This is a genomic window from Bacillus sp. CGMCC 1.60114 (assembly GCF_042676365.1).
Lineage (GTDB): Bacteria > Bacillota > Bacilli > Bacillales > Bacillaceae_G > Bacillus_A > Bacillus_A rhizoplanae_A.
This window is the reverse complement of sequence record NZ_JBHTHG010000093.1, coordinates 96,699-109,622: the sequence shown is the minus strand read 5'-3', so window position 1 is coordinate 109,622 and position 12,924 is coordinate 96,699. Positions and strand designations below refer to the sequence as shown.

The window sequence follows — 12,924 nt, the reverse complement described above, 5'->3', positions numbered from 1 at the left end:
CGAATGTGTTAAATAATCCCCATTTCTTTCCCAACTTTTTCATACGTGCGAATTGCTTCATCAAGCATTTCTTTCGTATGTGCTGCTGTTGGCATATTACGAACACGACCTGTTCCTTTTGCTACAGTTGGGAACACAATTGATTTTGCATATACGCCCTCTTCGTTTAGACGCTTACTAAATTGTTGTGTTAATACTTCATCACCAATAATACAAGGTGTAATTGGTGTTTCACTGTCTCCAATGTTAAAACCAAGCTCTTTTAAGCCTTGTTTTAAATAACGACCATTCTCCCATAAACGATCATGCAATTCTGTACTTTCCATTAAAATTTCAATGGATCTCATGCAAGCTGCTGCATCAGCCGGCGTTAATGCTGTTGAGAATAAGAACGGACGTGAACGAACTTTTAACCAATCGATTAAGTTTTTCTTACCAGCAACATATCCACCAATTACACCAATTGCTTTAGATAATGTACCGATTTGGAAATCTACTTTATCAGATAGTCCAAAATGTTTAACCGTACCAGCACCTTTTCCAAGTACGCCAGAACCGTGCGCATCGTCAACATAAGTCATTAAATCTAGTTCTTCTGCAATTTCAACGATTTCTGGTAGTTTTGCTACATCGCCATCCATTGAGAATACACCGTCTGTAATAACCATTAATTTATTGTATAAGCCAGATTCTTTTGCTTCGATTGCTTTTTTACGTAAATCTTCCATATCAGAATGCTTATAAACAATAATTTTTGCTCTTGATAAACGAGAACCATCAATGATTGATGCGTGGTTTAATTCGTCAGAAAGAATCGCGTCATTTTTATCCATAACAGCTGAAATCGCTGCCATATTACAGTTGAAACCTGATTGATATGCGATTGCAGCTTCTGTATGTTTAAACTTTGCAATTGTTTCTTCTAATTTCACATGTAAATCAAGCGTACCGTTAATTGTACGAACAGCACCTGCACCAACGCCATATTTATGAATTGCACCAATTGCTGCTTCTTTTAAACGTTCGTCTGTTGCTAAACCAAGGTAGTTGTTTGAAGATAAATTAATATATTCTTTTCCGGCAATTGTAATGACTGGTCCATTAGAACTTTCAAGCGGATCAATAACGTTATAAAGCCCCTTTGATTTCAAATCATCTAGGTTTTCTACTAAAAATTTGTCAAGTGTTTTGCTAGACATCGTGAAACCTCCCTATCATTTATATAAAGAAAGCATTATCATAATATAGACAATACTCTATTAATAGCTTAACACGTTTCAAAAAAATATTATAGGAAAATAGCCAAAAGTAAACGCTTACAACTAATGATTATATCCTATATAATTACAGAAATCTATTATTATTATTATTTGGATTTTACTAGAATAGAAAAAACGTTTTCAAGGAGATGATACAATGTCTTATACAGAATCTGATGTTTACAATGAGGACCTATTTTTTGAACAATATATGAAACGTAGACATCGAACCGATAATCCAAATGACACGATTGAAAAGCCCGCTCTCTTACAGTTACTTGGTCATATAAAAAATAAAAGTATTCTTGACCTTGGCTGTGGTGATGCACAATTTGGAGTAGAGTTACTACAAAAAGGCTGCCAATCTTATACCGGAATTGAAGGCTCCCATCGTATGTATGAAGAAGCTCAAAAGCAATTACAAAATACAAATGGAGTTGTCCATCTTTTAAACCTCAAAGACTATACATACCCACCTTCTACTTTTGATATCGTTACATCTAGACTTGTCCTTCACTATATTGAACATATTGATGATACTTTCAAACAAATTTTTCAAACGTTAAAACCTGGCGGCACTTTCGCCTTTAGTGTCCAACACCCTGTTATAACTTCCGCATTCGAAAGCTTACAAACAAGCGGAAAACGAACTAGCTGGCTTGTTGATGATTATTTTAAAACTGGCAAACGCGTCGAGCCATGGATTAATGAGGAAGTTATTAAATATCATCGTACAATTGAGCAATACTTCCTCTCCTTACAAAAAGCTGGTTTTACAATTACTAGTTTACGCGAAGCAGCACCCGAACCTCAGCATTTTCAAAGTGAAAAAGAATATGAACGTAGACTGCGTATCCCTCTGTTTTTATTATATTCATGTACAAAGTAAAAAGGCGATGATGATTCATCGCCCTTTCTTATCCCGCTATTCGCGGGCAGTAAGCCTCCCACTGAGGGAAGTTTCACTTTATGTTTTTCTCTTTTAATTAACCGTTTGCGGGAGTATACGTCTCCCCTTTCCTTGCGGAATACAAAGCGGTGTACCAAATAACGGATCTCTTATAATTTCACAATTCATACGAAAAACATCACGTACAAGCTTATCATTAATTATATCTTCTGGTTTGCCTTGTGCATAAATTTGTTTATCACGAATTGCTACAATATGATCTGCATAACGACAAGCTAAATTTAAATCATGCAACACCATTACAATTGTCCGTTGCTCATTCTCATTTAACTCAAATAATAAATCAAGCACTTCAATTTGATGTGTCATATCTAAATATGTTGTTGGCTCATCTAATAAAATAATATCTGTATCCTGTGCAAGCGTCATTGCAATCCATGCACGCTGACGTTGTCCACCTGAAAGGGCGTAAACATCTCGTTCTGCAAATTCGGTCATTCCCGTTGCAGCTAGTGCTTTCCACACCATTTCGTCATCCTGCTCCGACCATTGCTTTAGCCATGTTTGATATGGATAACGCCCTTGTTTCACAAGCTGAAGAACAGTTACTCCTTCTGGTGCTTGTGGACCTTGTGGTAAAATCGCAAGCTGGCGGGCAATTTGCTTCGTTTGCATATTTTGAATAACTTGATCTCCTAATAAAATATCCCCGGATGTAGGCTTTAATAAACGGGCAAGTGAACGTAATAAAGTAGATTTCCCACAACCATTTGAACCTATAAAAATTGAAATTTTTCCTTTTGGAATTTCTAAATCTAATTCATCAATAATAATTGTTTCCCCATAAGACAATGTTAACGATTTAGTCTCTAAAGCTTTTTGCATGTTTCTCTTCCTTTACTCCGTTTTTTAATAGATAGTAAATCATCTATGTATTTTTTCTTTACCTTTATGAATTTCGACTTTTATAAAGTAAATAAATAAAATACGGAGCACCGATTGCTGATGTAAATACACCTGCTGGAACTTCAAGCGGAGCAAAGACTGTGCGTCCAATTAAATCTGCAGCAAGTACTAAAATCGCACCGACAACAGCTGCTACTGGAAGTAATGCACCGTATAAAGAACCCACTAATCTTCTTGAAATATGCGGCGCCATTAAACCAACAAATCCAATTCCACCTGCAAAAGCAACTGCTCCTCCAATTAACGCCGTACTAAGGAGTAGCAGGAAGAAACGTGATTTGGTTAAGTGGATTCCAAGTCCGGTAGCAATATCATCACCAAGTTCTTGTACATTTAAATGTCTGGCAGCTACAAATGCTACCGCTGTTAAAATAAGAATCCAAGGTGCTAATATCGCTACATTTTTCCATGAAGATCCGTAAACAGTACCAGTAATCCAAATATTTGCTTGACTCGTTTGATATATAGGGGCTAACAGCATAAATAAAGTCGTCGCTGCTTTCGTTAACGCCCAAAATCCAACGCCAATTAAAACAAGGCTAATCGCTGATAATCCATTATTTCTCCATGCAAATAAATATACAAAAAATGCAACAACGGTCGCTCCAATAAAGGCTGCCAGCGGCATATAATGAATACTTACTGTTAATGCATTATTTTTATCACTAAATAAAGCAAGGAATAGTACAACTGCTACACTTGCACCACCTGTAATTCCAATAATATCAGGAGAAGCAAGCGGATTTCGAACGAGGCCTTGTAAAATACAGCCCGCTACAGCCAGAGCTATCCCTACAAGAATTGCAATTAAAATACGTGGCATCCGAAATTGGTTTACAACCATATTTGACATCGCATCGCCATTCCCGGTAATTGCTTGCCATACATCATATGGAGCTACTTTCATCTCTCCCATACCAGCGCTTGCAAAGAATAGCCCAATTAAAACAACTAGTAAACCCAATAAGACGAGACAAGCTCGTTTATATATTAAAAACGAGAGGCCGTCTTTTCCTACACGAAACGGAATATACTTCTTCATTTGCTAAGCCCTCTCTTACGTGCAATATAAATAAAGAATGGTGCCCCAATAAATGCTGTCATGACTCCAACTGGAACTTCTTGCGGCATAATAATATATCTTGCAGCAATATCTGCAAGTAACAATAATATTGCGCCTAATAGCCCACTATATGGCACAATCCAACGATGGTCTACACCAACAAGTGCTCTTGCGAAATGAGGTATAATAATCCCAACAAATCCAATTGGACCTGCAACTGCAACAGAGCCGCCTGATAGTAGTACAATAATGAAGAATATTAACGATTTCATCAGTACCGTTCGTTGCCCCAATCCTTTCGCTACATCTTCTCCCATCATGAGTGTATTCACTTTCCCAGCCATTATAAGAGCAGCAAGCCATCCAACTAATAAATATGGAAATACAGATTGCAATACTTCTAACTTCCTACCTTGCACCGAACCAGCAAGCCAAAATAATACTTCTTCTAATGCACTTTCATTTAACACAAGTAACCCTTGTGTTAAAGAAGAAAATAAGGCACTGATTGCTACTCCGGCTAATGTTAACTTAAGCGGAGTTGCTCCTTCTTTTCCTAAAGAACTAGAAGCAAATACGAATGCCGCGGCAACCGCCGCTCCTAAAAAGGCAATCCACGTAAACGCTGATAAAGATGTCACGGAAAAAACAACGGTCGCTACCACAATAAAAAAAGAAGCACCTGAGTTTAATCCGATAAAGTCTGGAGCAGCAAGCGGATTTTTAGTTAAAGTTTGCATAAGGCAACCAGCAATGGCTAAACTAGCACCAACACTAGCTGCGATAAGCGCACGAGGAAGACGTACGTTTTGAATAATAATATGTTCATTTGAGCCATTGAAATTGAAAAAAGCATCCATTGCTAGTTTCGAACTTGTATTTGTATATCCCAAAATAATACTTCCCCAAATACAAGTAATAACTGCAATGATTCCAACAAATAACCCAATCCATTTTGCTCGATTTGTTTTTAATAACATGCAGCGTTTCTCCTTTAATGCATACTCATACATTTTTAGTGTATTGTAGCTGAATTCGCCTTGTCAATGATAATAATTATTATTTTCAATTACTATTGACAATCTATTTATAACCCCTTAATATCAACCTTGTAATTGAAAAAGATTCTCAATAAATACAAGGGGGATACATAATGAATTTCATCAAACAAAAATCATTTGCATTATTTGCACTTATACTATCGTTCTCACTTCTTTTAGGGGCATGTGGTAAAACCAATGACAAAGCTGAAGCTAAAAAAGAAGAAAAGCAAAAGACGATTACAATTGAACACGCAATGGGAAAAACTGAAGTTCCTGCAAATCCGAAACGTGTTGTTATTTTAACAAACGAGGGAACGGAAGCTTTACTTTCTCTTGGTGTAACACCAGTGGGAGCTGCACAACCACCAACCGGTGACCCATGGTATCCACATACGAAAGACAAATTGAAAAATACAAAACCTGTCGGTGACGAGCTACAAGTCAATCTCGAAGCAATTGCTGCTTTAAAACCCGACTTAATTATCGGTAACAAAATGCGTCAGGAGAAAGTGTACGAGCAGCTAAATAGCATTGCTCCTACTGTTTTCTCAGAAACACTGCGCGGTGAGTGGAAAGAAAACTTTAAATTTTATGCAAAAGCAGTGAATAAAGAAAAAGAAGGTCAAAAAGTCCTAGCTGATTATGACAAGCGCATAAAAGACTTACAAGGAAAACTTGGTGATCAAGTAAATCAAGAAATTTCTATGGTACGCTTTATGCCTGGTGATGTTCGTATTTATCATCAAGATACATTCTCTGGGGTTATCTTAAAAGAACTTGGTTTCAAACGTCCTGGTGATCAAAATAAAAATGATTTTGCAGAGCGTAACGTATCAAAAGAGCGAATCCCTGCAATGGATGGCGATATACTATTCTACTTCACATACAATAAAGGAAACGAAAACAAAGGTTCTGAATTAGAAAAAGAATATACGAGCGATCCTCTATTCCAAAACTTAAATGCAGTGAAAAACGGTAAAGCATACAAAGTTGACGATGTCATCTGGAATACAGCTGGCGGTGTAATAGCTGCTAATTTAATGCTAGATGACATTGAAAAACGCTTTGTAAAATAAAGTGAAACTTCCATCAGTGGGGCGCTTTCCCACACTAATGGTTAGTTGAATCAATTGGGCGCATGCCAGCAGTTATCCCCCCCTCAAGATCTTGAGGGGGGGATTATACTGCCCGTTAATGCGGGATAAAAAGTGGGTTCTTCATCACCCACTTATAAAAAGCCTGCTCAATCAGGCACACACTGCCCAAAAGTAGCGGGATAAACTATCTCGTTAAAAGTAAAATGAAATAATACTTTTAACTTTAAATCTATCCTCAATGAAAACAACTCCTATACACGGGAGTTGTTTTTTATTTTGTATTCTTATTCAAAACATGTTATATTCCAAAAGTATATCAAAAAAACATCATTTATATCAGAAAAATTATTTTAATTAGAATTTTCTGAATTAGTACATTTTTTTGTTCTTTTAGGACAAAAAAATACACATTTGAAAACGCTTATTTTAAGGTTTTCAGGGGAAAATACAAATTATGACGAGGTTTTTTTAGAATTCATGCAATCTTTTTATTATATTTCCATATAATTCTATTGACTTCTAAATATTTTGTAAATTAAAATGATTACATAAATATCCGTTATACAGGACAGGATTAGGAGGAAAAAATATGGATGCAGCTTTAAAGTTACAAAAAGCTGAAGAACAACAATCACCGAAGAAACATCCTCCGGGATTATACTTGTTGTTCTTAACAGAAATGTGGGAAAGATTCAGCTATTATGGAATGCGTGGACTTTTAGTTCTTTATTTAACAACCGCAGTTGTTAGCGGTGGACTTGGATTTGACAAGGCTTTTGCAGTGCAATTATACGGAACTTTTACAGCTTTAGTATATTTCACACCGATTTTTGGTGGATGGTTAACTGACCACTTTATCCCAAGACGTTTTGCAATCACTCTTGGTGGTATTATTATGGCACTTGGTAACTTTGTATTATTTTCAATGAATACAAAAACTGGACTCTTTTTAGGATTAGGATTATTAGTTATTGGTAATGGATTCTTCAAACCAAATATCTCTACCCTATTAGGTGAACTATACGGTGAAAATGATTCACGTCGTGACAGTGCCTTCACAATCTTTTACATGGGTATCAACGTAGGGGCTTTCTTTGCACCACTTGTTTGTGGTTTCCTAGCAGAAGATTTATTTAAAACAAGCGTTAACGGCACTATGGTAATGGGATACAAATATGGCTTCCTAGCTGCTTGTATCGGTATGATTATCGGTCAGATTTTCTTTAACCTATTAGCTCCTCGTTACCTTGGTAAAGCAGGAACAACAGTTGTAGGTAAAAAATCAAAAAACAAAAGCGAAAAAGTAGTTGAGAAAAAACCTTTAACAAAACAAGAAAAGAACCGCACTTGGGCAATCATCATTTTAACTTGCTTCGTTGTTTTCTTCTGGGCAGGTTTTGAACAAGCCGGTAGTTCTTTAACTCTTTATACAGATAAATTCGTTGATCGTACTATTTTCGGATGGGAAATTCCAACATCTTGGTTCCAATCTGTTAACCCAGCATTTATCGTTATATTAGCACCACTTGTTTCTGCGTTATGGGTAAAACTTTCTAAAACAAAAAATGGCGATTTAAAAATCCCGACAAAAATGGCACTTGGTATGATTTTGTTAGGAATCGGTTACCTTGTATTAACATTAGCAGTTCTAAAAACAGGTAGTGATGAAGCTCATATTGCTACAAAAGCTAACTTACTATTTATTGTTTTCACATACCTATTCCACACAATTGGTGAGCTATTCCTATCACCAATCGGTCTATCAATGGTAAGTGCAATTGCTCCTGTAAAATTAGCATCTCTATTAATGGGAGTATGGTTAGCAGGTTCTGGTATGGCGAACTATCTAGCTGGTGCACTTGCTTCCTTCACACAATCTTTAGGCTACTTAGAAGTATTTGCAAGCATCGGTATTATGGTTATGGTACTCGGTTTAGTACTTCTTATGTTCTCTAAAATGATTTCACGTATGATGGAATAAATGAAAAAGCGGAGAAATTTCTCCGCTTTTTTTAATGCTCTTCTAATGCATTAATGTCTACTTGTACTGTTTCATGTGGTGTTTTTATATCATGGACATTAGCAAGCCCACTTGTCTCATCACAGCTTTCAATCCAAACAGGCACACCGTGATATGTAACGTCAATTCTACTTGATGATGATAAAATTTGTTTTACTCGATTTAAATCCACTATTGGTCCCTCCTTATTCTTTATTACATTCTTTTTTATATTGCCATGTCTGGATGAATTTTATCCTATTTATCCCCCTTCACTTCTATAACCTAAAGTCACAGTTTCACTTTGAAGTTTTGTTCAATTCACACAAAAAAAAGGCATGTAGAAATACATACCTTTTTTTCCATAATATCCAAATTTTAAGAAAATAATGTTTTTACAACGTCACTTACTTTATCACTGTGCACTTGATAATATACTTCTAAACCACGTCTTTCGAAACGTACGACCTTATTTTGCTTTAATTTTGTTAAATGTTGTGATACTGTAGATTGTGGAATTTCTAATACTTCCTGTAGCTGTGTTACGTTACAAGTTCCACGCTGCATAAGCTCCATTACAAGACGAAGACGAAGCGGATGAGCTAGCGCTCGCAACATTTGTACATCCTCTTCTGAAATACGACACTCAAATTGATTTTGAAACATACTTTCCCCTCATTTTTTCTTTTTATTTTTCTATTTGTACATGTTTATTTTTATATTTCTTCTTATTATTAAATTTTATACGGAATAACTTTCAACAATAAAAACATAACTTCCAACAATAAAAACCATCTTCCCCCCTTTACATGAAGAGAAAATTCTCTTTTGATGTTTGAATATTATACTATACAGCTCTGACAAAAAGCAAAGTATCTCTAATCGTATTCATTGCTTTCCAAAATAATTTTCTCAACACTTTTGTTATATTTTGTACACACTACTTTTTCTATATTAGGCCCCACTGATGGAAGTTTCACTTTATTCTCTCTTAATCCTGAAAGAGAGTACCCGTTAATACAGGGTAAAACATATAAAACCAATGATGCTAGAATATATATGCACCATATAACATATCCTACTCATGTACGCTTTTTACTGTATACCTACCCTCTTTAAACTTTGCCAATTTCTTCATAAAATGTAGCAGATTTTTTACAGTTCAAGGTTCTATGGAATAATTATACTTTTCCACGTTGACAATAGTGTTGAAGGAGACTATACTAACAATGTAAGTTGATTGTGAATGATTTCACAAACATTTGTGAATAGGTTCACAAATTATATATAGGAGATGTCGCAATTATGAGTACATGGACACAGGTTTATGACCCGTTACACAACATTTGGCTATCAGCACTTGTAGCCGCTCTACCAATTTTATTTTTTATACTATGTTTAACAGTGTTTAAAATTAAAGGATACTTATCTGGACTCTATAGTGTTATTTTAGCTATTATTCTTTCTATATTTGTCTATAAGATGCCAGCAACTATGGCTGTATCATCCGCTGCCTTTGGTGTAGCAGCCGGGTTTTATCCAATTTGTACAATTGTTATCGCAGCAATTTTCCTTTACAAACTAACTGTAAAAACTGAGCAATTTAACGTCATTCGTGATAGCATTTCTAGCATTACAAGCGATCCTCGTCTTCAAGTGTTATTAATCGCTTATTCTTTCGGTGCTTTCTTAGAAGGTGCAGCAGGTTTCGGTGTACCAGTCGCTATTACAGCAGCATTACTTGTAGGTATGGGATTTGATCCATTAAAAGCAGCTGGTATTTGTTTAGTTGCCAATATTGCTGGTGGTGCGATGGGAGCAATGGGTATTCCAGTTACAGTACCTGCTCAATTAACACAACTAGATCCATTAATTGTTGGTCATCAAACTGTAACATTATTACCTTTCATTAGCTTTGTATTACCATTCTTACTTGTTGCAATCGTCGATGGTTTTAAAGGAATTAAAGAAACTTGGCAAGGTATTCTTGTAAGCGGCGGTTCTTTCGCTCTTACTCAATTCGTTGTAACATATTTCCTTGGTGCAGAACTTACTGATATTTTCGCAGCTGTTGTCAGCATGATTGCATTAGCATTATTCTTACGTGTATGGCAGCCAAAATCTTCAGAAAAAAGTAAAACAAAACAAAAACAGACAGAAAAACATAGTTATACTATGAAACAAATTTTATATGCTTGGTCACCATTTGTATTCTTAACTGTATTTGTAACAATTTTCAACTTAAAAGCAGTAAAAGTATTATTCGCTCCAAATGGTGCGCTAAGTAACTTAGTATGGAATATTCAAGTACCTGGCCTGCACAATCACGTGATTAAAACAGCGCCAATCGTTAAAGCAAATACACCATTTCCAGCAATCTTTAAGTTAGATGTATTCTCATCAACAACTACTGCAATTGTACTTGCAATTATCGTATCTTTACTTGTATTCCGTGTCAGCGGTAAGTTAGTTAAAGAATTAACTATTGAAACATTAAAAGAGTTAAAAGCACCAATCTATACAATCTGTAGTGTAATTGCATTAGCATATGTAACAAACTATTCTGGTATGTCTTCAACTCTTGGATTAGCCTTTTCATCTACTGGAAATATATTCCCAATCTTATCTCCAATCTTAGGTTGGATCGGCGTATTCATAACTGGTTCTGTAGTATCCAGCGGCTCTCTATTTGCACCTCTTCAAGCTGTTACAGCCGCTCAATTAGATATCAACCCTTCTACTCTCGTTGCCTTAAACGTAGTGGGCGGTACAATGGCAAAAATGGTATCACCACAGTCAGTTGCTGTAGCTTGCGCGGCAGTTGGAATAGTTGGTAAAGAATCAGAGTTATTTAAAATAACAATGAAATATAGCTTAATCTTCTTATTAATTATTAGCTTACTTCAACTTAACGCTGTGTTTCATATTGTATAAAATAGAAGGCTGATGACCCGTTCATCAGCCTTTTGCTTTATTTCCTTTTTCTAATCATTCACTTACATACAATACTTCATGAATCCCTAGTGGATTCTCTTCTAACATTGTAATGAACTCTAAGTTATTACCAGCTAGATTTTAAAAGTAGATGGATGCATAACGGTTAGTTCTTCACAAAGTTACTTCTTTGTTTCATTTTCTTTTCTTGTGAATCTCTATTAGCTTACGTTAAACCTTTTAACTTTACTCCCAAGTTCCTGCATCACTTTAAATTTGATGAACAGCAAGCAAAAAAACAGCTATTTATAGGCTGCTGTTTTTTCTGCTGTTTCCATTTTTTTTATTTCTATTCGCTTAATTTGATGAATATCTTTTTCAAGAATAGTAAATGTCCACTCACCAACAACAGTAACATCCCCTTCTGCAATCGGTTGTCCTTGCATCATTAACCAACCACCAATTGTGTCGACATCATATTCATTCAAATGTAAGCCAAATAAGTCATTAATTTCACTTACTAACACTTTCCCATCAACTACTTTACAATTATCACTGACATGTTGAATAGGTGGATGTTCATCCTCATCATATTCATCTCGAATTTCTCCCACAATCTCTTCTAAAATATCCTCAAGTGTAACAAGCCCTGCTGTTCCACCGTATTCGTCATATAAAATAGCAAGTGGAATACGTTTTTTTTGCATGTTCAACAATAAATCATGTATCGGAATGTTTTCCATTACTTCAATAACTGGTCTTGTATATGTCGCGATTGATTTTGCTTCTTGGTTTTCTCCATCTATGTAACGGATGAAGAGATCTTTCACATTCACCATTCCCATAACTTCATCTTTATCTTCACCGAATACTGGATATCTTGTATATTTTTCTTGTCGAATGATTTCAATATGTGTTTCAAATAAATCTTCCTCATATAATCCAACAATTTCCGTTCGCGGTACCATAATCTCTTTCGCAAGACGATTATCAAATTCAAAAATATTATTTACATATTTGAATTCCGCTTGATTAATCTCTCCACTTTCATAACTCTCTGATAAAATAAGGCGGAGCTCTTCTTCTGAGTGTGCAACTTCATGTTCAGAAACAGGTTTTAGTCCAAATAAACTTGTCACAAAACGAGCGGCATGATTTAATGTCCAAATAAATGGATACATAATGCGATAAAAATAAATTAATGGCTTTGAAAACATCAGACTAATTTGTTCTGCCTTTTGAATTGCAAATGTTTTTGGTGCTAATTCTCCAATTACAACATGTAAAAAAGTAATAACAGCAAATGCAATAACAAAAGATACAGTACTAGCAATTGGAGGAGAGATTTGAAATGTAATCAATATAGGTTCTAATACATGTTTTACAGTTGGCTCACCTAACCACCCAAGTCCAAGTGCTGTAATTGTAATTCCAAACTGGCACGCTGACAAATATTCATCTAAATTAGAAATAACTTTTTTTGCCGCCATTGCTCCTCGCTTTTTTTCTCCTACGAGTTGATCAATGCGACTACTGCGTACTTTGACAATTGCAAATTCAATTGCAACAAAAAAGCCCGTTAACGCAATTAAAATTGCAACCAGTATTAAATTCCCTATTTCCAAGTATCTCCCTTAGCTGCAGACAGCTAAA

The 12,924-nt window shown here is 35.5% G+C and carries 11 protein-coding genes; 4 read left to right on the top strand and 7 right to left on the bottom strand.

The window, feature by feature from the left end:
• Positions 1-8: 8 nt before the first annotated feature.
• Positions 9-1,199, bottom strand: coding sequence for a glycine C-acetyltransferase (locus ACFQZ1_RS14145; RefSeq protein WP_377882821.1), 1,191 nt, complete (start codon positions 1,197-1,199; stop codon positions 9-11).
• A gap of 217 nt (positions 1,200-1,416) precedes the next feature.
• On the opposite strand from ACFQZ1_RS14145, the gene ACFQZ1_RS14140 reads away from it, so the two are divergent.
• Positions 1,417-2,148: a class I SAM-dependent DNA methyltransferase gene (locus ACFQZ1_RS14140; RefSeq protein WP_377882820.1), complete on the top strand. Its 732-nt coding sequence runs from the start codon at positions 1,417-1,419 to the stop codon at positions 2,146-2,148.
• 93 nt (positions 2,149-2,241) lie between these two features.
• Here ACFQZ1_RS14140 and ACFQZ1_RS14135 read toward each other — a convergent pair whose 3' ends face one another.
• From ACFQZ1_RS14135 to ACFQZ1_RS14125, 3 genes are all read right to left on the bottom strand, one after another.
• Entirely contained in the window at positions 2,242-3,054 is an 813-nt protein-coding gene (locus tag ACFQZ1_RS14135; RefSeq protein ID WP_377882819.1) for an ABC transporter ATP-binding protein, read from the bottom strand.
• 64 nt (positions 3,055-3,118) lie between these two features.
• Positions 3,119-4,177: a FecCD family ABC transporter permease gene (locus ACFQZ1_RS14130; protein WP_377882818.1), complete on the bottom strand. Its 1,059-nt coding sequence runs from the start codon at positions 4,175-4,177 to the stop codon at positions 3,119-3,121.
• Positions 4,174-5,178, bottom strand: a complete 1,005-nt coding sequence (locus tag ACFQZ1_RS14125; protein WP_377882817.1) for a FecCD family ABC transporter permease — start codon at positions 5,176-5,178, stop codon at positions 4,174-4,176. Before ACFQZ1_RS14125 ends, ACFQZ1_RS14130 begins: the two co-directional genes overlap by 4 nt.
• A 173-nt stretch (positions 5,179-5,351) precedes the next feature.
• Here ACFQZ1_RS14125 and ACFQZ1_RS14120 point away from each other — a divergent pair, with 173 nt between their 5' ends.
• Both ACFQZ1_RS14120 and ACFQZ1_RS14115 read left to right on the top strand, forming a co-directional pair.
• The gene (locus ACFQZ1_RS14120) at positions 5,352-6,317 is read left to right on the top strand and encodes an ABC transporter substrate-binding protein (RefSeq protein ID WP_377882815.1); all 966 of its coding nucleotides are present in this window, start codon (positions 5,352-5,354) and stop codon (positions 6,315-6,317) included.
• Between the two features lie 610 nt (positions 6,318-6,927).
• The gene (locus tag ACFQZ1_RS14115; protein ID WP_377882814.1) at positions 6,928-8,319 is read left to right on the top strand and encodes a peptide MFS transporter; all 1,392 of its coding nucleotides are present in this window, start codon (positions 6,928-6,930) and stop codon (positions 8,317-8,319) included.
• Positions 8,320-8,350: 31 nt separating this feature from the next.
• On the opposite strand, the gene ACFQZ1_RS14110 is transcribed toward ACFQZ1_RS14115, so the two are convergent.
• Entirely contained in the window at positions 8,351-8,530 is a 180-nt protein-coding gene (locus tag ACFQZ1_RS14110; RefSeq protein ID WP_377882813.1) for an acid-soluble spore protein H, read from the bottom strand.
• Between the two features lie 185 nt (positions 8,531-8,715).
• The gene (locus ACFQZ1_RS14105) at positions 8,716-9,003 is read right to left on the bottom strand and encodes an ArsR/SmtB family transcription factor (protein ID WP_377882812.1); all 288 of its coding nucleotides are present in this window, start codon (positions 9,001-9,003) and stop codon (positions 8,716-8,718) included.
• A 639-nt stretch (positions 9,004-9,642) separates the two neighbouring features.
• Here ACFQZ1_RS14105 and ACFQZ1_RS14100 point away from each other — a divergent pair.
• Positions 9,643-11,271 carry an L-lactate permease gene (locus ACFQZ1_RS14100; RefSeq protein WP_377882811.1) on the top strand — a complete coding sequence of 543 codons (1,629 nt, stop codon included), beginning with the start codon at positions 9,643-9,645 and terminating at the stop codon, positions 11,269-11,271.
• Between the two features lie 302 nt (positions 11,272-11,573).
• On the opposite strand, the gene ACFQZ1_RS14095 is transcribed toward ACFQZ1_RS14100, so the two are convergent.
• Positions 11,574-12,875 carry a hemolysin family protein gene (locus tag ACFQZ1_RS14095; protein ID WP_377882891.1) on the bottom strand — a complete coding sequence of 434 codons (1,302 nt, stop codon included), beginning with the start codon at positions 12,873-12,875 and terminating at the stop codon, positions 11,574-11,576.
• Positions 12,876-12,924 lie beyond the last annotated feature (49 nt).

Excerpts from the sequence above, each read along its gene's own strand:
- ACFQZ1_RS14115 (WP_377882814.1), top strand. The coding sequence starts at position 6,928 with ATGGATGCAGCTTTAAAGTTACAAAAAGCTGAAGAACAACAATCACCG.
- ACFQZ1_RS14105 (WP_377882812.1), bottom strand. The coding sequence starts at position 9,003 with ATGTTTCAAAATCAATTTGAGTGTCGTATTTCAGAAGAGGATGTACAA.
- ACFQZ1_RS14130 (WP_377882818.1), bottom strand. The coding sequence starts at position 4,177 with ATGAAGAAGTATATTCCGTTTCGTGTAGGAAAAGACGGCCTCTCGTTT.
- ACFQZ1_RS14120 (WP_377882815.1), top strand. The coding sequence starts at position 5,352 with ATGAATTTCATCAAACAAAAATCATTTGCATTATTTGCACTTATACTA.
- ACFQZ1_RS14125 (WP_377882817.1), bottom strand. The coding sequence starts at position 5,178 with ATGTTATTAAAAACAAATCGAGCAAAATGGATTGGGTTATTTGTTGGA.
- ACFQZ1_RS14100 (WP_377882811.1), top strand. The coding sequence starts at position 9,643 with ATGAGTACATGGACACAGGTTTATGACCCGTTACACAACATTTGGCTA.
- ACFQZ1_RS14135 (WP_377882819.1), bottom strand. The coding sequence starts at position 3,054 with ATGCAAAAAGCTTTAGAGACTAAATCGTTAACATTGTCTTATGGGGAA.
- ACFQZ1_RS14140 (WP_377882820.1), top strand. The coding sequence starts at position 1,417 with ATGTCTTATACAGAATCTGATGTTTACAATGAGGACCTATTTTTTGAA.
- ACFQZ1_RS14145 (WP_377882821.1), bottom strand. The coding sequence starts at position 1,199 with ATGTCTAGCAAAACACTTGACAAATTTTTAGTAGAAAACCTAGATGAT.